17 protein-coding genes and 1 pseudogene are annotated in these 20480 nt (G+C 53.1%); 11 read left to right on the top strand and 7 right to left on the bottom strand.

Features of this window, described 5'->3' with window-relative positions; all coding sequences use genetic code 11:
- Both OLG56_RS01445 and ugpQ read left to right on the top strand, forming a co-directional pair.
- A complete protein-coding gene (locus tag OLG56_RS01445; protein WP_000907842.1) occupies positions 1-1071 on the top strand; it encodes a sn-glycerol-3-phosphate import ATP-binding protein UgpC in 1071 nt (356 codons plus the stop codon).
- The gene (gene ugpQ / locus OLG56_RS01450) at positions 1068-1808 is read left to right on the top strand and encodes a glycerophosphodiester phosphodiesterase (protein WP_000073548.1); all 741 of its coding nucleotides are present in this window, start codon (positions 1068-1070) and stop codon (positions 1806-1808) included. The genes OLG56_RS01445 and ugpQ overlap by 4 nt, the downstream gene beginning before the upstream one ends.
- Before the next feature lie 12 nt (positions 1809-1820).
- Here ugpQ and OLG56_RS01455 read toward each other — a convergent pair whose 3' ends face one another.
- Positions 1821-2237 (bottom strand): DUF2756 family protein, encoded by a 417-nt coding sequence (locus tag OLG56_RS01455; protein WP_000826034.1) that lies wholly within the window; start codon positions 2235-2237, stop codon positions 1821-1823.
- Positions 2238-2362: 125 nt separating this feature from the next.
- On the opposite strand from OLG56_RS01455, the gene ggt reads away from it, so the two are divergent.
- A complete protein-coding gene (gene ggt / locus OLG56_RS01460) occupies positions 2363-4105 on the top strand; it encodes a gamma-glutamyltransferase (RefSeq protein ID WP_061377070.1) in 1743 nt (580 codons plus the stop codon).
- 44 nt (positions 4106-4149) lie between these two features.
- On the opposite strand, the gene OLG56_RS01465 is transcribed toward ggt, so the two are convergent.
- The 5 genes from OLG56_RS01465 to yhhY form a co-directional block, all read right to left on the bottom strand.
- On the bottom strand, positions 4150-5184 hold the full coding sequence (locus tag OLG56_RS01465; RefSeq protein ID WP_061377071.1) for a phosphotriesterase family protein: 1035 nt from the start codon (positions 5182-5184) through the stop codon (positions 4150-4152).
- The gene (locus tag OLG56_RS01470) at positions 5181-6152 is read right to left on the bottom strand and encodes a DMT family transporter (RefSeq protein WP_001038949.1); all 972 of its coding nucleotides are present in this window, start codon (positions 6150-6152) and stop codon (positions 5181-5183) included. Before OLG56_RS01470 ends, OLG56_RS01465 begins: the two co-directional genes overlap by 4 nt.
- A 53-nt stretch (positions 6153-6205) precedes the next feature.
- The gene (locus OLG56_RS01475; protein WP_001066515.1) at positions 6206-6967 is read right to left on the bottom strand and encodes a glutamine amidotransferase; all 762 of its coding nucleotides are present in this window, start codon (positions 6965-6967) and stop codon (positions 6206-6208) included.
- A gap of 15 nt (positions 6968-6982) precedes the next feature.
- Positions 6983-8197 (bottom strand): PfkB family carbohydrate kinase, encoded by a 1215-nt coding sequence (locus OLG56_RS01480; protein WP_000667447.1) that lies wholly within the window; start codon positions 8195-8197, stop codon positions 6983-6985.
- Positions 8198-8461: 264 nt separating this feature from the next.
- Positions 8462-8950 carry an N-acetyltransferase gene (gene yhhY / locus OLG56_RS01485; protein ID WP_001290279.1) on the bottom strand — a complete coding sequence of 163 codons (489 nt, stop codon included), beginning with the start codon at positions 8948-8950 and terminating at the stop codon, positions 8462-8464.
- Between the two features lie 466 nt (positions 8951-9416).
- Here yhhY and OLG56_RS01490 point away from each other — a divergent pair, with 466 nt between their 5' ends.
- The 5 genes from OLG56_RS01490 (at position 9417) to gntU (ending at position 14406) form a co-directional block, all read left to right on the top strand.
- Entirely contained in the window at positions 9417-10454 is a 1038-nt protein-coding gene (locus OLG56_RS01490) for an oxidoreductase (protein ID WP_000172402.1), read from the top strand.
- A 122-nt stretch (positions 10455-10576) separates the two neighbouring features.
- Positions 10577-11272, top strand: a complete 696-nt coding sequence (locus OLG56_RS01495) for a pirin family protein (protein ID WP_000639789.1) — start codon at positions 10577-10579, stop codon at positions 11270-11272.
- 129 nt (positions 11273-11401) lie between these two features.
- Complete coding sequence (gene gntR, locus OLG56_RS01500; RefSeq protein WP_000730239.1) at positions 11402-12397, top strand: gluconate operon transcriptional repressor GntR; 996 nt, start codon at positions 11402-11404, stop codon at positions 12395-12397.
- A 138-nt stretch (positions 12398-12535) separates the two neighbouring features.
- Complete coding sequence (gntK, locus tag OLG56_RS01505; RefSeq protein WP_000108342.1) at positions 12536-13069, top strand: gluconokinase; 534 nt, start codon at positions 12536-12538, stop codon at positions 13067-13069.
- Positions 13066-14406, top strand: coding sequence for a gluconate transporter (gene gntU, locus OLG56_RS01510; protein WP_000105950.1), 1341 nt, complete (start codon positions 13066-13068; stop codon positions 14404-14406). Before gntK ends, gntU begins: the two co-directional genes overlap by 4 nt.
- A 114-nt stretch (positions 14407-14520) precedes the next feature.
- Here gntU and OLG56_RS22260 read toward each other — a convergent pair.
- Positions 14521-14595 (bottom strand): annotated as a pseudogene (locus OLG56_RS22260) (MarC family protein); the annotation flags it as partial.
- A gap of 234 nt (positions 14596-14829) precedes the next feature.
- Between OLG56_RS22260 and asd the strand changes: the two are divergent.
- From asd to glgX, 3 genes are all read left to right on the top strand, one after another.
- Complete coding sequence (gene asd / locus OLG56_RS01520) at positions 14830-15936, top strand: aspartate-semialdehyde dehydrogenase (RefSeq protein ID WP_000799940.1); 1107 nt, start codon at positions 14830-14832, stop codon at positions 15934-15936.
- Between the two features lie 377 nt (positions 15937-16313).
- A complete protein-coding gene (gene glgB, locus OLG56_RS01525; RefSeq protein WP_000098558.1) occupies positions 16314-18500 on the top strand; it encodes a 1,4-alpha-glucan branching enzyme in 2187 nt (728 codons plus the stop codon).
- Positions 18497-20473: a glycogen debranching protein GlgX gene (gene glgX, locus OLG56_RS01530; protein WP_000192478.1), complete on the top strand. Its 1977-nt coding sequence runs from the start codon at positions 18497-18499 to the stop codon at positions 20471-20473. The genes glgB and glgX overlap by 4 nt, the downstream gene beginning before the upstream one ends.
- Positions 20474-20480 lie beyond the last annotated feature (7 nt).

Genomic DNA, 20480 nt, shown 5'->3' on the forward strand with positions numbered 1-20480 from the left:
ATGGCTGGTTTAAAACTACAGGCAGTAACCAAAAGCTGGGACGGCAAAACCCAGGTCATTCAACCGTTAACGCTGGACGTGGCGGATGGCGAATTTATCGTGATGGTCGGGCCGTCCGGCTGCGGCAAATCAACGTTGTTGCGGATGGTGGCCGGTCTGGAACGCGTGACCAGCGGCGATATCTGGATTGATCGCAAACGTGTCACCGAGATGGAGCCCAAAGATCGCGGCATCGCGATGGTATTTCAGAACTATGCTCTCTATCCCCATATGAGCGTAGAGGAGAACATGGCGTGGGGACTAAAAATTCGCGGTATGAGCAAAGCGCATATTGAAGAACGCGTGCGGGAGGCGGCGCGCATTCTGGAGCTGGACGGCCTGCTTAAACGCCGTCCACGCGAGCTTTCCGGCGGTCAACGGCAGCGCGTGGCAATGGGGCGCGCGATCGTCCGCGAGCCGGCAGTCTTTTTATTCGACGAACCGCTTTCTAACCTCGACGCCAAGCTGCGCGTGCAGATGCGTCTGGAGTTACAACATCTGCATCGTCGTCTTCGTACCACCTCGCTCTATGTTACTCACGATCAGGTAGAGGCGATGACGCTGGCCCAGCGGGTGATGGTGATGAATAAAGGCGTCGCAGAACAGATTGGCACGCCGGTAGAGGTGTATGAAAAACCGGCCAGTCGCTTCGTGGCGAGCTTTATCGGCAGCCCGGCGATGAACCTGTTGGACGGCGTTATCAGCGCTTCCGGCGACCGTTTCGAATTGCCTGGCGGTCTGGCGTTGCCGATAGGTGCGGGCTATCGGGGTCATGCCGGACGTAAAATGACGCTGGGTATCCGCCCGGAGCATATTGCGTTAAGCTCGCAGGCAGAAGGCGGCGTGCCGTTAACGGTAGACACGCTGGAGATTCTGGGGGCGGATAATCTGGCGCATGGGCGCTGGGGCGATCAGAAACTGGTGGTGCGGTTGGCGCATCAGCAGCGCCCGGCGGCGGGCAGTACGCTATGGCTGCATCTGCCGGAACATCAGCGGCATCTTTTTGATGGCGAAACAGGACAACGTGTATGAGTAACTGGCCTTATCCCCACATTGTCGCCCATCGCGGCGGCGGTAAACTGGCGCCGGAAAACACTCTGGCGGCGATTGACGTGGGCGCGCGATACGGGCACACCATGATTGAGTTTGATGCCAAGCTGTCGAAAGACGGCGAAATTTTCCTGCTGCATGACGATAACCTGGAGCGCACCAGCAACGGTTGGGGCGTGGCGGGCGAGTTGAACTGGCAGGATTTATTGCGTGTGGACGCTGGCGGTTGGTTTAGCGGCGAATTTAAAGGCGAGCCGCTGCCGTTGCTTTCGCAGGTGGCGGAGCGCTGCCGTAAACACGGCATGATGGCGAATATTGAGATAAAACCGACAACGGGGAGCGGAAGGCTAACAGGACGTGTCGTGGCGTTGGCCGCCCGCGAACTGTGGGCCGGGATGACGCCGCCGCTGCTTTCTTCCTTTGAGATAGAGGCGCTGGAAGCGGCGCAGGCGGCAGCACCTGAACTGCCGCGCGGGTTACTGCTGGATAAATGGCGTGAAGACTGGCGTGAACTGACGACCCGTCTGGGCTGTGTTTCCCTCCATCTCAACCATAAATTACTCGATGAGACGCGAGTGCAAGAGATTAAGGCCGCGGGTCTGCGGATTCTGGTGTATACCGTCAATCAGCCCCAGCGGGCGGCAGAGCTGCTGCGCTGGGGCGTGGATTGTATCTGCACCGATCGCATTGATGACATCGGCCCTCACTTTCAGTTTTAAGGGCCGTCAGTTTTAAGGGCTGATGGTTTTCAGCGGGATGTCAGGCTGCGGCGTCCCGCTGCCCTGCTGCAACATTGGCTGGGAATGGTTTAGCATCCGGTCCGGATTTCCGCTGCCGCTGAGCATTCCGCCCTGCGTATTGGGCAGCGTTTGCTGACCGAGCATACCGTTGCCCGGCTGTCCCTGCTGAACCCGCTGCGTATTGGCATTCAACTGCGACTGTAGATTTTGCTGCTGGCTGCGCGCCTGCGTTTGCATCTGTTGTTTCAACATACCCTGCTGCTGAATCTGCTGCGTTTGCATCTGCGTCTGCATACGCTGCTGGCTGGGAATCTTATAACCCGGCTGATTAGGGTTATTGAGTGTATTAATTGGCTGGGCCAATACAGCAAAGGGTAACAAAGCCGTAATAAGTAGTAAGCGTTTCATTGTCGTCTCCTCCCGATGAGGCCTCTTTTTAAGTGTACCTCTATTTCGCCATGATGATGATTTTTTAAGCGTTGTGGACCAGGATTAAACGGGACATACACCCATTTATCTGGAGAAAAACAACGATGAAACCAACGTTTATGCGCTGGGTGGCGATCGCCGCTCTGCTGGCCGGGGGGACGTTTAGCGCGGTGGCCAATCCTCCCGTCGCGCCGCCAGTCTCCTATGGTGTTGAAGAAGATGTCTTTCATCCTGTGCGGGCGACGCAAGGGATGGTGGCGTCCGTGGATGCAATGGCGACGCAGGTTGGCGTGGATATCTTAAAGCAGGGCGGTAATGCTGTGGATGCCGCCGTCGCCGTGGGCTATGCGCTGGCTGTCACGCATCCGCAAGCCGGGAATCTGGGCGGCGGGGGATTTATGCTGCTGCGCACTAAAGATGGCGCTACTACGGCGATTGATTTTCGTGAAATGGCGCCTGCTGGCGCGACCCGTGATATGTTCCTCGACGAGCAGGGTAACGCCGATGCGAAAAAGTCGCTGACGTCGCATCTGGCATCCGGTACGCCGGGTACCGTGGCGGGGTTCTCGCTGGCGCTGGAGAAATACGGCACGATGCCGCTGAATAAAGTGGTGCGTCCGGCGATGAAGCTGGCGGAAGAGGGTTTTGTGGTTAACGATGCGCTGGCCGACGACTTAAAAACTTACGGCAGCGAAGTGATCCCTAATCATGAAAACAGCAAAGCCATTTTCTGGAAAGACGGCGAGCCGCTGAAAAAAGGCGATAAGCTGGTCCAGAAGAATCTGGCGAAAAGCCTGGAAATGATTGCCGAAAACGGCCCGGATGTGTTTTATAAAGGGGCGATTGCCGACCAGATTGCCGGGGAAATGCAGAAGAACGGCGGTCTGATGACCAAAGAGGATTTAGCCAGCTATAAAGCCGTTGAGCGTACGCCAATCAGTGGTGACTATCGCGGGTATCAGGTCTTCTCCATGCCGCCGCCATCCTCGGGCGGTATTCACATCGTGCAAATCCTCAATATTCTTGAAAACTTCGATATGAAGAAGTACGGCTTTGGCAGCGCCGATGCCATGCAAATCATGGCGGAAGCGGAAAAATATGCCTACGCTGACCGCTCAGAGTATCTGGGCGATCCGGACTTTGTGAAAGTGCCGTGGCAGGCGCTGACCCACAAAGCCTATGCGAAAACGCTGGCCGATCAAATTGATATTAATAAGGCAAAACCTTCCAGTCAGATCAAACCGGGCAAGCTCGCCCCGTATGAAAGCAACCAGACCACCCACTTCTCGGTGGTGGATAAAGACGGCAATGCTGTGGCGGTGACCTATACCCTGAACACCACCTTCGGCACAGGAATTGTGGCGGGAAATACCGGTATTCTGCTGAATAATCAAATGGATGATTTTTCTGCTAAACCCGGTGTACCCAATGTTTATGGCCTGGTGGGCGGCGATGCTAACGCGGTCGAACCAAAAAAACGTCCGCTGTCGTCGATGTCGCCCACTATCGTGGTAAAAGACGGCAAAACCTGGCTGGTGACCGGCAGTCCTGGCGGGAGTCGAATTATCACTACCGTGCTGCAAATGGTAGTGAACAGCATTGATTTTGGCATGAACGTCGCCGAAGCGACCAACGCGCCGCGTTTCCATCATCAATGGTTGCCGGACGAACTGCGGGTAGAAAAGGGCTTCAGCCCCGATACGCTGAAGTTGCTGGAACAGAAAGGGCAGAAAGTCGCGCTGAAAGAAGCGATGGGCAGCACCCAAAGTATTATGGTTGGACCGGATGGCGAACTGTACGGTGCGTCTGACCCGCGTTCCGTGGATGATTTAACGGCGGGATACTGATTTTTAATTCCAGGCCCGGTGTCAGACACCGGGCTATTTGCAGATTATGCCGTGAGTAATCGGGCTGGATTATCAATACAAAGCTTGCGCAGAGTATCCTTGTCTACTCCGCGAGCAGCCAGATAGGCGAGGAAGACATTCGGGACAAACCCCCAGCCATTTCCGCCATTTTTCGCCCACATCTGTTTGAGAAAAACATCATGGCTTAAAACGATTTGGTCGGCGTAACCCAGTGCAATCAGATTCGCTACTGCATCTGCGGTCTCCTGAACGCCCGGCGCGACACCTTCTTTTGGGAAGGTGATGTCCAGACCAATCATGTCAAATTCAAGCCATACGCCACGGTCGAGCATTTTACGTTGATAGACGACATCTTTTCCTGAAGGGTCCGAATGCGCCAGCGAGACTTTTGCCGGAGAGACGTTCATTTCTTCCAGCACGATATCCAGCACCTCATCACCCAGTCGCAGCCACCCTGGCATATGGATATTCATCGCCGTGTGGGGGTTGTTACATTGTGCCAGAGACGCTGCCCGCAGGCTGTTACGCTCCGCTTGGGTAAACGCGGGAGATACGCCGATTTCACCGATCATGCCCGCGCGAATATCCGTCTCGCCAATACCCTGATTCAGTTCTTTATCAATGAGTGAGGCTAACAGCTCAACAGGTTTATGGATCCGGGTGCTTTCAAATTTCTCCAGATAAGGTCCGGATGACGCAACGATATTCAAACCCGTTTTTAAGGCAACTTCTCGCAGCGCTGAGGCGTCCCGTCCAATGGATTCTGATCCGGTGGCGTCGACAATCGTCCTGCCGCCCAAAGACATAAAGTTATTGATTTCGAAGATAACATCATCAATCTCTTTGCGGTCCATGTTATCGGTGCAGCAGTATGGGTCGTGTTTCAGCCCCCACTGCAGGTCAGCACTGACTTTCTTTCCCACCAGTTGCTGTGAAAAAGCATAATGTGGCTCGTCTACGACCGAAGACAGATCGTTAAACAGATGTTCATGCGGTAGCGTCAGCCCCATATCCGTATGCGCCACCGGGCCTGTTACGGTTTGCAGGAAACCTTTCATTCTGACACCTCCATTCTTTGCGCCATTTTGGATGCTCTGTATTCAGGGATGGTGGTCACAATCGCACCGACTAACGCGAACAGCGTACCGATGATGGTGACCAGGTAGACCGTATTGCCTAATGAAGGGATCAATTCATCAATTAGCACTGAGCCAAGCAGTTGGCCTGCTGTTGACGCTACGCCCAGCATCAATAGCCCTAAGCCTCTCACCAGAATCGCCATTAGCCCGATGGACAGCAGACCCAGCGGACCACCGAGATACATCCACCATGTATCGGGTAACTGGATGGTGACATGGCCTAATGCGATACGTATCGCCAGCGCCGCGCCCAGGACACAAAAGCCGACGATGAAGTTCCATGTAATGGACACCAGCATGGAGCCCGTTGCCTCGGCGACTTTCGCATTCCCTGCAGGCTGCCAGCCAGCGAGTAACCCTGCCAAAAAGGGGAGGATAGCGAGCAGGATAAACGAGGTTGAGTGCCACTGTGGCGACACGACAAAAATGGTGGCGATAACGGCGAACAATGCGCCAGTAATGCGCCATGGCGTAAAATATTTCTTCTCCTCCACACCGATGCCAAAACGGTCGCACAGCAGGCCGGAAAGGAGCAGGGCGGAAATTAATGCCGTTTGAAAGGTGGCAACGCCCAGTGCGCTGGCGGATGCGCCTTCAGAAAATACGACCATCGCCCCGCATAATCCTGCAAACCAATTCCATAGCGGGATTTTTCTCTTTTTAATCAGAGTAGGGATTGAGGCGAATTGCTGGCGTGTTTCTTTGCGCGCAATAATAATAAAAAACATGACGACCAGACCGCTGGCAAACGAGATTACTGCGCAAGCATTACCGTCTTGTAACCAATGTCCTAACTGCCCATTAACGGCAGACTGCATCGGGGAAAGCATACCGGCTAAGATGGTGGCAAGCATCAGTAAGGGGGTTGAGTACTTATTCTTGTTCATACATCAATCCTTATATTTTATAAAAGGAGTAACTTTCGTTACTCCATTGTTTTTTATTTTCTGGCGATGAATTGAAGCGTGTTGACCCACAGGTCGGTATAAAACGGCCATGACATAAACTGCTGGGTTCCCCAGTGTGGGGAGCAGTCACTCATAAAGCAGGCGGTTTTACCCTGTTGGTATTCACCGAACACTAACAATGGGTCATTATTTATTGTTAATACGACATCGGCATCGTCTCTGGCGACGGCCTGGTTATATCCAAGAAATACCGGATAATCTGAGAATCCGTTAACAACAGGATGTTCAGGTGAGACAGCCTCAGCACAAATACCCTCTGGCTTTTCTACCCGGTCATCGCCATCAAGCATAATAACTGGCAGAACCTCAGCAAGAACGGTGTTCTTATAATTGGCTTTTGCCTCAATACCCATGAACGACAGATAGCCGCCAATCATGAGTAGTCCACCGCCATTTTTGACGTACTCTTTAATGGACTCCAGAGCGTTTGGTTTTATTTTTAGCTGATAAAATGTCTCGTTTTGCAACAGGAAGGTATTACTACCAATGTCGCTAATAACAATCACATCGTAACGGTTTAATTCGTCAACACTCTCTGGAAAGGCAATTTGTACCGTGTGGGCAGGCATGTAATCAATATCAACGCCGCCTTTCCTCAGGCATTCCAGTAACCATGTAGCGCCTTCTTCATATTTACTGGAGGTGAAACTGTCATAACCTTTTGAATGAATCATATGAATATGCCAGGATTCTCCAATAAAGAGCACCTTTAGTTTTTTCTGCGTATTGTTCATAGTCTGCTCCTTGATTTAGTGAGTAGAGATAGTTTGTTTGTAATGTGAACCCTGAATACGATGAAGAACGGAGTCGTTTTCCGGCATATCAGAGGCATTAGGCGTTTCAACCGCAAGTGAGGCAAATGCGCTGGCGTAGCACAATGCGGATGCCAGTGACTTTCCTTTTGCAAGACCAGATGCGAGGGCGCCATTGAAAGCGTCACCCGCTCCCGCAGTATTTTTTACAACTGCCGGAAATGCCGGGGAATAGATGAATTGTGTGCCATCATAAGCAAGCGAACCTTTGCTACCTAACGTAATAATGGTATTTTTGACGCCTTTCTGGTGAATAATTTTGGCCGCGCATTTGGCTGATTCGATATCATTAACCGCCATATTGGCCAGCAGGCCTGCTTCCGTTTCATTTGGCGTAATATAGTCAATGTTATCAATGATAGTGTTAACCATGTCATTGTATGGCGCTGGATTGATGATGACCGGTATGTCATTTTTTTGTGCGAGACGAATTGTTTGCTGCAGCGCTTCGTAATTCGTCTCCAGTTGGACAAGAACAATATCTGAATGAATAATGGCTTCTTTCTGAATGGTGATTTCATCAGGGGAAATTGTCATGTTGGCGCCAGGGTAGATAGCGATGACGTTATCTCCGGTATCTCCATTCACCATGATGGTTGCTGTACCTGTTTGTGTTTCTTTGGTCTGGTAGATAACACTTTTATGGATTTTTGATGAGTTTATAAAATTAATGGCGTAATCACTAAAATGATCTGAGCCGACTTTAGTAATAAAATGCACATCAGAGTCGGCATAGCTTGCTGCTAATGCCTGATTACATCCCTTACCGCCGGGTGAAAAAATAAATTTATCGGCAAGCAATGACTCTCCCGTTGAGGGTAATCTCGGTAGATAACTGATGATATCAACATTGAACGAGCCAATAACACATACATTATTTTTCATGGCAGAGAGACCTTTTTTATTTTTCTGCGCTGATTCATATTTTTCCAGCACATAAGCAATTTCATTTTTTGCGACGTTATCAAGAGAATCAAGGGTAATAAATGCACCACCATGACAGCGAGTAAGATATCCCTGTCCGGCAAGTTCATTGAGATCTGAACGAATAGTTTCCTTTGTTACCTTGAGACTTTTCGCCAGATTTGAAACTTTTACAACTCCCGAAATACTGAGTTCCTTCAATATTCTATGATGGCGTTCAAATTTCATTTTTTACCTCACCGTGGTTAAATTAGTCCCGGGAGGAGTATATTGTTGTGATTGTCACCATAAAGTGATGGCAGAAACCAAAAAAAAACAAAAATGTAATATTAATATTGCTAAAATTACGGAAAAAACGGTGATAAAGCTTAAAGTGGTAATAACCATGAAATTCAGGTGGTTATTGTTTTGATATAGGGGAAGTAGGTTGCAATAACTGGAATGTTGTGAAGGTTTGTGACGTTTCGCCCCACAGGGTGGGGCGGGGAAGCGCTATTTCACGCGCGCCATAAAGTACGCATCAACGTACTCACCGTTGCGCAGGCCGTATTTCTTACCGGTGCCTTCGATTTCAAAGCCGTACTTCTTATACACCGCCACCGCGGGCTCGTTATCAACAAATACCGTTAACTCGATACGCTCGACGCGCAGCCAGTTGTCACACATGTCGATCATCGTGCGGATCAGCGCGCTGGCAATGCCGCGATTGTGCCACCGGGCATCCACGCAGATACCAAAATCGGCCACGTGGCTGCGGCGAGGACGTTGGGTGACCTGAATAGAAAGATGGCCAACGACAATATCGTCAATGCAGGCAACCAGTTGTTTAACCCCGGCTTGCTCGGTTAGCCGCGCCTGCCACATTTCGAGGGAAGGATGAGGAACCTGTAGCGTGTTGTGATACACCTCCGGCTGGGCGTGGATCTGACGAATGGCGTCGTAATCTTTCGGTTCAGCGTGGCGTATCACTATTTCACTCATTCCTTATCTCCTGCAGGGGTAATTGTGTATTTACACTCGCTGAGAAAGAAAATTCCGTCAACCGCATTTTTTTGCAAAAAGAAGTAGACAAGTGCGAATGAGAATGATTATTATTGCCTTGCATTCAGGGGAACCCCTACGGAGAACCTGAAAGCACGACATTGCTCACATTGCTTCCAGTATTACTTTAGCCAGCTTTTGCTGGCTTTTTTTTGGGTTTTGTTTCAGCCTGGCTTACTTGTCATTTTGTCCCCGGGAAGTGCTCGTGCTCCTCACGTACATTTAGTACGCTCCGGGCCCTGCGCGCTTGCCGTGAACAAACTGACCGCGACGCCGACGGCCGATCTTGAGGCATCTGCTTTTGTAGGCCCGAAAAGTCTTCTCCGCCACCGTCAAAGAATCCAACATTCAGTCTCCTCACGCTTTGCGCTATGGTGTAAACAATCATCTTCAAAAGGATCGTCTCATGACCTTACACTGCGCATTTATTGGATTCGGCAAAAGTACCACCCGTTACCATCTCCCCTATGTTCTGAATCGGAAAGATACCTGGCATGTCGCGCATATTTTCCGTCGTCACGCTAAACCGGAAGAGCAGGCGCCGCAGTATTCACATATTCACTTCACCAGCGATCTGGATGAGGTGTTGGGCGATCCGCAGGTAAAACTGGTGATCGTCTGTACGCATGCTGACAGCCATTTCGAATACGCCAAACGCGCGCTGGAAGCGGGTAAAAATGTGCTGGTTGAGAAACCTTTCACGCCGACGCTGGCGCAGGCAAAAGTGTTGTTCGACCTGGCGCGAAGCAAAGGACTGACCGTTACGCCGTATCAGAATCGGCGTTTTGATTCCTGTTTTCTCACGGCTAAAAAAGCGATTGAGAGCGGGAAACTGGGCAAGATTGTCGAAGTTGAAAGCCATTTTGACTACTACCGACCCGTGGCGGAAACCAAACCGGGCCTGCCGCAAGATGGCGCTTTCTACGGACTTGGCGTCCACACCATGGATCAAATTATTTCGCTATTTGGCCGCCCGGATCATGTCGCGTATGACATTCGTAGCCTGCGTAATAAAGCGAATCCGGATGACACCTTTGAAGCGCAACTATTTTATGGCGATTTGAAGGCTATCGTTAAAACCAGCCACCTGGTGAAAATTGATTACCCGAAATTTATCGTGCATGGGACTAAAGGTTCGTTTGTGAAGTACGGTATCGATCAACAAGAAACCAGCCTGAAAGCGAACATTATGCCCGGTGAACCCGGTTTCGCCGCTGACGAATCCGTCGGCGTGCTGGAATATGTTAACGATGACGGTGTTACGGTGAAAGAAGAGGTGAAACCGGAAACGGGTGACTATGGTCGTGTTTATGATGCGCTGTACCAGACGTTGACCGTCGGTACGCCTAATTACGTCAAGGAATCTGAAGTTCTTACCAACCTGGAAATCCTCGAACGTGCTTTCGAACAGGCAACGCCTGCGACGATAACCCTCGCTAAATAGCCCTTGCAGACTCCTCTGCGCTTATTCATATTTTTTGAACAGAGGAGTCAATTTTCACCCTCTATGATCCCGGACGGAATGAGTCCACACTTATTCCATCGAAAACATCTGGGGTGAACACAATGATCTACTTACGCAAAGCAAACGACCGCGGTCATGCGAATCATGGCTGGCTTGACTCCTGGCATACCTTTTCTTTTGCCGATTATTACGATCCGAACTTTATGGGGTTCTCGGCGCTGCGTGTGATTAACGACGACGTGATCGACGCAGGCCAGGGGTTCGGCACGCATCCGCATAAAGACATGGAAATTTTGACCTATGTGCTGGAAGGCGCCGTAGAACACCAGGACAGTATGGGCAATAAAGAACAGGTTCCGGCAGGTGAATTCCAGATTATGAGCGCCGGGACCGGCGTTCGCCACTCCGAGTACAACCCGAGCAAAACGGATCGTCTGCGGCTGTACCAGATCTGGATCATTCCGCAAGAAACCGGCATCACGCCGCGCTACGAACAGCGTCGCTTCGACGCCGCGCAGGGCAAGCAACTGGTGCTTTCGCCAGATGCTCGCGATGGTTCGCTGAAGGTCCACCAGGATATGGAGCTGTACCGCTGGGCGCTGCTCAAAGATGAGCAGTCGGTGCATCAGATTGCCGCTGAGCGCCGCGTCTGGATCCAGGTGGTAAAAGGTAACGTGACCATTAACGGTACTAAAGCCACCACCAGCGATGGTCTGGCGATTTGGGATGAGCAGGCAATCTCGATTCATGCCGACAGCGACAGTGAAGTGTTGCTGTTTGACTTGCCGCCAGTTTAACGTGCTGTAACCTTTTGTAGGCCGGATAAGACGCGAAAGCGTTGCCATCCGGCTTTTCATCGTTTGTCATTAATTCCGCACGTCCGTGGTAAACTGGGCAAATCTATCCCTTTTATACCTTTCAGGACGATGAAAAAGAAAAGACCCGTACTTCAGGATGTGGCCGACCGTGTGGGCGTGACCAAAATGACGGTCAGCCGTTTTTTGCGTAATCCGGAGCAGGTCTCCGTCGCGCTGCGGGGTAAAATTGCGGCTGCGCTTGATGAGCTCGGGTACATTCCTAATCGCGCGCCTGACATTCTTTCCAACGCTACCAGCCGCGCTATTGGCGTTCTGCTGCCGTCTTTAACCAACCAGGTCTTTGCGGAAGTGTTACGCGGCATTGAGGCTGTCACCGACGCGCATGGTTATCAAACCATGCTGGCGCACTACGGCTATAAACCGGAGATGGAGCAGGAGCGCCTGGAATCGATGCTCTCCTGGAATATCGATGGCCTGATCCTCACTGAGCGTACCCATACGCCGCGCACCTTAAAAATGATCGAAGTCGCCGGGATTCCGGTGGTGGAACTGATGGACAGCCAGTCGCCGTGTCTCGATATTGCCGTTGGTTTTGACAACTTCGAGGCCGCCCGTCAGATGACCGCCGCGATTATCGCGCGCGGTCATCGTCATATCGCCTATCTGGGGGCGCGCCTCGACGAACGTACTATCATCAAGCAGAAGGGCTATGAACAGGCGATGCGGGACGCAGGCCTGGTTCCTTACAGTGTGATGATGGAGCAATCTTCATCCTACTCTTCCGGTATCGAACTCATGCGCCAGGCGCGACGCGAATACCCACAGCTTGACGGTATTTTTTGCACCAACGATGACCTGGCGGTGGGGGCGGCCTTCGAATGCCAGCGCCTGGGGCTAAAAATCCCGGACGACATGGCGATCGCCGGGTTCCACGGTCATGACATCGGCCAGGTGATGGAACCGCGTCTGGCAAGCGTCCTGACGCCGCGCGAGCGAATGGGCAGCATTGGCGCGGAACGCCTGTTGGCCCGCATTCGCGGCGAAACGGTCACGCCGAAAATGTTAGATTTAGGTTTCACCTTGTCACCGGGCGGATCTATTTAGTCTGACAACTTTGAAGTAGCTCACACTTATTCACTTTTGGCACGAATGGTCATTGCGTCGTGAATGGTGCGGTTGGACAATGTTACCGATAACAGTTACCCGTAACAAATTTTGCAACTTGTAGAGTGGGGGCCCGCTTTGAGCACGACTAATCATGATCACCACGTTTACGTTCTGATGGGCGTATCAGGCAGCGGTAAATCCGCTGTCGCAAGCGCCGTGGCGCATCAGCTTCATGCCGCGTTTCTGGACGGCGATTTTCTGCATCCGCGCTGCAATATTGAAAAAATGGCTTCCGGCGAGCCGTTGAATGATGATGACCGCAAACCGTGGTTACAGGCGCTGAACGACGCCGCTTTTGCGATGCAGCGTACCAATAAAATCTCGCTGATTGTCTGTTCCGCATTGAAAAAACATTATCGTGACCTGCTGCGCGAGGGAAACCCGAACCTCTCTTTTATCTATCTGAAAGGTGATTTCGACGTCATTGAAAGCCGTCTGAAAGCGCGCAAAGGTCATTTCTTCAAAACCCAGATGCTGGTGACGCAGTTTGAAACGCTGCAAGAGCCGGGTGCCGACGAACGCGATGTTCTGGTGGTGGATATCGACCAGCCGTTGGAAGGCGTCGTGGCGAGCACCATTGAGGTCATCAATAAAGGCAGTACGCTGTGAGTACATTAACACTGGTTTTAACCGCCGTCGGTTCCGTCTTACTGCTGCTGTTTCTCGTGATGAAGGCGCGTATGCACGCCTTCGTCGCGTTAATGGTCGTCTCAATGGGCGCGGGGCTTTTTTCAGGGATGCCGCTTGATAAAATCGCCGCGACCATGGAAAAAGGGATGGGCGGCACGCTGGGCTTCCTGGCGATTGTGGTCGCGCTGGGGGCGATGTTCGGTAAAATTCTGCATGAAACCGGCGCGGTCGATCAGATAGCCGTCAAGATGCTTAAATCCTTTGGCCATAACCGCGCGCACTATGCGATTGGCCTGGCCGGCTTGATTTGCGCGCTCCCGCTGTTCTTTGAAGTGGCGATTGTGCTGCTGATAAGCGTGGCGTTCTCAATGGCGCGTCATACCGGCACAAACCTGGTGAAGCTGGTCATTCCGCTGTTTGCGGGCGTGGCGGCAGCCGCGGCGTTTTTGTTGCCTGGGCCTGCGCCGATGCTGCTGGCTTCCCAGATGCATGCTGATTTCGGCTGGATGATCCTGATTGGGCTGTGCGCCGCCATTCCTGGCATGATTATCGCCGGGCCGCTGTGGGGGAATTTTATCAGCCGTTACGTTGAGCTGCGTATTCCTGACGACATTACCGAGCCGCATCTGGGCGAAGGCAAAATGCCTTCTTTCGGCTTCAGCCTGTCGCTGATCCTGCTGCCGTTGGTGCTGGTAGGACTGAAAACGATCGCCGCGCGTTTTGTGCCGGAAGGTTCCACCGCTTACGAATGGTTTGAGTTTATCGGCCACCCCTTCACTGCGATTCTGGTCGCTTGTCTGGTAGCGATTTACGGCCTGGCGATGCGTCAGGGGATGCCGAAAGACAAAGTGATGGAAATCTGCGGCCACGCGCTGCAACCGGCGGGCATTATTCTGCTGGTGATTGGCGCAGGCGGGGTGTTCAAACAGGTACTGGTTGACTCCGGCGTCGGCCCGGCGCTGGGCGAAGCGTTAACCGGTATGGGACTGCCGATTGCCATTACCTGCTTTGTGCTGGCGGCGGCGGTGCGCATCATTCAGGGTTCCGCGACCGTGGCGTGTTTAACCGCGGTCGGTCTGGTGATGCCGGTCATAGAGCAACTGAATTTCTCCGGCGCGCAGATGGCTGCGCTCTCTATCTGTATCGCCGGCGGTTCAATTGTGGTTTCTCATGTTAACGACGCTGGCTTCTGGCTGTTCGGTAAATTTACCGGCGCGACCGAAGCACAGACGCTGAAGACCTGGACGATGATGGAAACTATCCTCGGCACGGTCGGCGCGATTGTCGGGATGATTGCTTTCCAACTGCTGAGCTGAGTCTTGTTGCCCGGTGGCGCGGTGCTTACCGGGCCTGGAAACGGGCACATATCGACACCGTAAGCCGGGTAAGGCGTAATCGCTACCCGGTTTTTTTATTGAGGTGTGCATGGCAATCGCCCAACGACGTTTTGCCTCGCCATGTTTCAGTACGCGCATAAAAGCAGGCAAATTTCTACGCTGATCCATAATTAGGATCAATAAAACAGCGACGGAAATGATTCCCTTCCTAACGCAAATTCCCTGATAATCGCCACTGGACTTTCTGCTTGCGCGGTAAGGCAGGATAAGTCGCATTACTGATGGCTTCGCTATCATTGATTAATTTCACTTGCGACTTTGGCTGCTTTTTGTATGGTGAAGGATGCGCCACAGGATACTGGCGCGCATACACAGCACATCTCTTTGCAGGAAAAAAACGCTATGAAAAATGTTGGTTTTATCGGCTGGCGCGGAATGGTCGGCTCTGTTCTCATGCAACGCATGGTAGAGGAGCGCGATTTCGACGCTATTCGCCCTGTTTTCTTTTCTACCTCCCAGTTTGGACAGGCGGCGCCCACCTTCGGCGACACCTCCACCGGCACGCTACAGGACGCTTTTGATCTGGATGCGCTAAAAGCGCTCGATATCATCGTGACTTGCCAGGGCGGCGATTATACCAACGAAATTTATCCAAAGCTGCGCGAAAGCGGATGGCAGGGTTACTGGATTGATGCGGCTTCTACGCTGCGCATGAAAGATGATGCCATTATTATTCTCGACCCGGTCAACCAGGACGTGATTACCGACGGCCTGAACAATGGCGTGAAGACCTTTGTGGGCGGTAACTGTACCGTTAGCCTGATGTTGATGTCGCTGGGCGGTCTCTTTGCCCATAATCTCGTTGACTGGGTATCCGTCGCGACCTATCAGGCCGCCTCCGGCGGCGGCGCGCGCCATATGCGCGAGCTGTTAACCCAAATGGGTCAGTTGTATGGCCATGTCGCCGATGAACTGGCGACGCCGTCTTCCGCAATTCTTGATATTGAACGCAAAGTTACGGCATTGACCCGCAGCGGCGAGCTGCCGGTGGATAACTTTGGCGTACCGCTGGCGGGAAGCCTGATCCCCTGGATCGACAAACAGCTCGATAACGGCCAAAGCCGCGAAGAGTGGAAAGGCCAGGCGGAAACCAACAAGATTCTCAATACCGCCTCTGTGATTCCGGTTGATGGTTTGTGTGTGCGCGTCGGCGCACTGCGCTGTCACAGCCAGGCGTTCACCATTAAGCTGAAAAAAGAGGTATCCATTCCGACGGTGGAAGAACTGCTGGCGGCACATAATCCGTGGGCGAAAGTGGTGCCGAACGATCGTGATATCACTATGCGCGAATTAACCCCGGCGGCGGTGACCGGCACGTTGACTACGCCGGTTGGTCGTCTGCGTAAGCTGAACATGGGGCCAGAGTTCTTGTCGGCGTTTACCGTAGGCGACCAGTTGTTATGGGGCGCCGCCGAGCCGCTGCGTCGAATGCTGCGCCAGTTGGCGTAGTAGCTATTGCAGCGCTTATCGGGCCTGCGTGTGGTTCTGTAGGCCGGATAAGGCGTGTCAGCGCCGCCATCCAGCAATATCCGCCAGATAAGGTGTAGTCGGCAAGCAGACGTCAGATTGATATGTAGGGTGCATCGTCACCCTTTTTTTTGCGTAATACAGGAGTAAACGCAGATGTTTCATTTTTATCAGGAGTTAAGCAGAGCATTGGCTATTCTTTAAGGGTAGCTTAATCCCACGGGTATTAAGCCTAACCTGAAGGTAGGACGACGCAGATAGGATGCACAGTGTGCTGCGCCGTTCAGGTCAAAGAAGTGTCACTACCTGATGTTGAATTCAGTGAGATGGAGTGACGCCACAAAACAGGATGACAAACCATGTCCAGTCGTATCGATAGAGACGTGATTAATGCGCTAATTGCAGGACATTTTGCGGACCCTTTTTCCGTACTCGGAATGCACCAGACCCAAGCCGGACTAGAAGTCCGCGCCCTATTACCTGACGCCACCGACGTATGGGTGATTGAACCCAAAACCGGACGTAAAGTCGGCAAACTGGAATGTCTCGACGCTCGCGGTTTTTTCTGCGGCGTTTTACCCCGACGTAAAAATTTCTTTCGCTATCAGCTCGCCGTGACCTGGCACGGACAGCAGAACCTCATCGACGATCCTTACCGTTTTGGTCCATTAATACAGGAAATGGATGTCTGGCTATTGTCGGAAGGCACCCACCTGCGTCCTTATGAAACGCTGGGCGCGCACGCCGATACGATGGATGGCGTCACCGGCACCCGTTTCTCCGTCTGGGCGCCTAATGCTCGTCGCGTTTCGGTTGTCGGGCAATTCAACTATTGGGATGGGCGTCGCCACCCGATGCGTCTGCGCAAAGAGAGCGGTATTTGGGAGCTGTTTATCCCCGGCGCGCATAATGGACAACTGTATAAATTCGAGCTGCTTGATGCGAATGGTAATCTGCGCATTAAAGCCGATCCCTATGCTTTTGAGGCGCAGATGCGTCCGGAAACGGCGTCGATGATTTGCGGACTGCCGGAGAAAGTGACGCCAAGCGAAGAACGACAAAAAGCCAATCAGTTTGATGCGCCGATCTCGATTTATGAGGTGCATTTAGGTTCATGGCGCCGCCATACGGATAACAATTTCTGGCTGAGCTATCGTGAGCTGGCGGATCAGCTTGTGCCTTACGCCAAATGGATGGGCTTTACGCACCTTGAACTCTTGCCGGTCAACGAACATCCGTTTGACGGCAGTTGGGGCTACCAGCCGACCGGCCTCTACGCGCCGACCCGCCGCTTTGGTACGCGGGACGACTTCCGCTATTTCATCAATGCGGCCCATGCGGCGGGCCTTAACGTCATTCTCGACTGGGTGCCGGGCCATTTCCCGTCCGATGAATTTAGCCTCGCGGAGTTTGACGGCACCCACCTCTATGAGCACAGCGATCCGCGCGAGGGCTATCACCAGGACTGGAATACGCTGATCTACAACTATGGTCGTCGTGAAGTCAGTAATTATCTGGTGGGCAACGCCCTGTACTGGATGGAGCGTTTTGGGATTGATGCGCTGCGTGTCGATGCGGTGGCCTCTATGATCTACCGCGACTACAGCCGCAAAGAGGGCGAGTGGATACCGAACGAGTTCGGCGGTCGTGAAAACCTGGAAGCCATTGAGTTTCTGCGTAATACCAACCGCATTATTGGCGAGCAGGTGCCCGGCGCGGTCAGCATGGCGGAAGAGTCGACAGACTTCTCTGGCGTGACGCGTCCACCGGAAACGGGCGGCCTGGGGTTCTGGTACAAGTGGAACCTGGGCTGGATGCACGACACGCTGGACTATATGAAGCTGGACCCAGTGTACCGCCAGTATCATCACGACAAGCTGACCTTTGGTATGTTGTACAACCATACCGAAAACTTTGTTCTGCCGCTGTCGCACGATGAGGTGGTTCACGGCAAGAAATCCATTCTCGATCGTATGCCGGGCGATGCGTGGCAAAAATTCGCCAACCTGCGCGCCTACTATGGCTGGATGTGGGCCTTCCCCGGCAAGAAACTGCTGTTTATGGGGAATGAGTTTGCCCAGGGACGCGAGTGGAACCATGACGCCAGCCTCGACTGGCACTTGCTGGAGGGGGGCGATAACTGGCACCACGGGGTTCAGCGTCTGGTACGCGATCTCAACCACACCTATCGCCACCATAAAGCGTTGCATGAGCTGGATTTTGATGCTTACGGCTTTGAGTGGCTGGTGGTCGATGACAATGAACGCTCGGTACTGATTTTTGTACGCCGTGATAAAGCCGGTAACGAGATCATCGTCGCCAGCAACTTTACGCCCGTTCCTCGCCACGACTACCGTTTTGGCATCAACCAGCCGGGACGCTGGCGTGAAATTCTCAATACTGATTCGATGCATTATCACGGTAGCAACACCGGCAACGGCGGCGTGGTGCACAGCGATGAGATCGAAAGCCATGGCCGTCAGCACTCTCTTAGCCTGACGTTACCGCCGTTGGCGACGATCTGGCTGATGCGGGAGGGGGAATGACGCAGCTTGCGATCGGCGAAGCAACGCCGCATGGCGCAACGTATGACGGTCATGGCGTGAATTTCACGCTCTTTTCCGCCCATGCGGAGCGCGTAGAGCTGTGCGTTTTTGATTCCCGAGGGAATGAGCGCCGCTATGACCTGCCAGGACGTCGCGGCGATGTCTGGCATGGTTATCTGGCAGGCGCCAGGCCTGGTTTGCGCTATGGCTATCGCGTACATGGCCCGTGGCAGCCAGCGCAGGGGCATCGGTTTAATCCGGCGAAGTTACTGCTTGATCCTTATGCGCGCCGGGTGGAGGGCGAACTAAAAGATCATCCGCTGTTGCACGGCGGACACGATGAACCGGATTACCGCGATAACGCGGCGGTGGCGCCGAAAAGCGTGATAATCAGCGACCATTATGACTGGGAAGATGACGCCGCGCCGCGCACGCCGTGGGGAAAAACGGTCATCTATGAAGCGCATGTCAAAGGGCTTACCTACCTGCATCCGGAACTCCCCCAGGAGATACGCGGCACCTATAAAGCGCTCGGTCATCCGGTCATGGTGGCGTACTTCAAACAGCTTGGCATTACGGCGCTGGAACTGTTGCCGGTAGCGCAGTTTGCCAGCGAGCCGCGCCTGCAACGTATGGGGCTGACCAATTATTGGGGTTATAACCCGATGGCGATGTTCGCGCTGCATCCCGCCTGGGCCAGTTCGCCCGAGACGGCGCTGGACGAGTTTCGCGACGCGGTGAAAGCGCTGCATCGCGCGGGGATTGAGGTCATTCTGGACATCGTATTAAACCATAGCGCCGAGCTGGATCTGGACGGTCCAACCTTCTCCCTGCGCGGAATTGATAACCGTAGCTATTATTGGATAAGGGACGATGGCGATTATCACAACTGGACGGGATGCGGCAACACGCTCAATTTAAGCCATCCCGGCGTGGTGGAATACGCGTGCGAGTGTTTGCGCTATTGGGTGGAAACCTGTCATGTCGATGGTTTTCGTTTTGATTTGGCGTCCGTCATGGGGCGCACGCCGACGTTTCGCCAGGATGCGCCGCTGTTCGCCGCGATTAAAGCGTGTCCTGTGTTATCAACGGTCAAGCTGATTGCTGAACCGTGGGATATTGGCGAGGGCGGCTATCAGGTCGGGAATTTTCCGCCACCGTTTGCCGAGTGGAACGATCATTTTCGCGATGCGGCCCGCCGATTCTGGTTGCCGCGTAACCTGACGACGGGGGAATTTGCCTGTCGTTTCGCCGCTTCCAGCGATGTGTTTAAACGCAATGGCCGCACGCCCGGCGCCTCTGTCAATCTGCTCACGGCGCATGACGGTTTTACGCTCCGGGACTGCGTCTGTTTCAATCAGAAACACAATGAGGCGAACGGTGAGGAAAATCGCGACGGCACCAACAGCAATTACAGCGACAATCATGGTAAAGAAGGATTAGGCGGTCCGCTTGATTTAATGGAGCGGCGGCGCGACAGCATTCATGCCCTGCTGGCGACGCTACTGCTCTCTCAGGGAACGCCGATGCTGCTGGCAGGCGATGAACACGGCCATAGCCAGCACGGCAACAATAACGCCTATTGTCAGGATAATGCCTTAACCTGGCTGGACTGGCAGCAGGCAAATCGTGGGTTAACCACGTTTACCGCCGCGCTGATTCGTTTGCGTCAGCAGATACCGGCTTTAACCGGCAATAGCTGGTGGGAAGAAGGCGATGGCAACGTGCGTTGGCTGAATAAAAACGCGCAACCCTTGAGTGCGGATGAGTGGCAAAACGGGCCTAAGCTGATGCAAATTCTGTTGTCGGACCGTTTTCTGATTGCGATAAATGCCACGCTTGAGGTGACAGATATAGTTTTACCCGAAGGGGAATGGCGCGCCGTTCCCCCATTCGCTGGAGAGGATAATCCGGTGATAACGGCGGTCTGGCAGGGACCTGCGCATGGACTGTGTGTGTTCCAGAGAGGATAAAAAAGGA

Origin of the sequence: Salmonella sp. 2018103 (assembly GCF_026247685.1) — a bacterium.
In the GTDB taxonomy this organism is placed as follows: Bacteria; Pseudomonadota; Gammaproteobacteria; order Enterobacterales; family Enterobacteriaceae; genus Salmonella; species Salmonella enterica.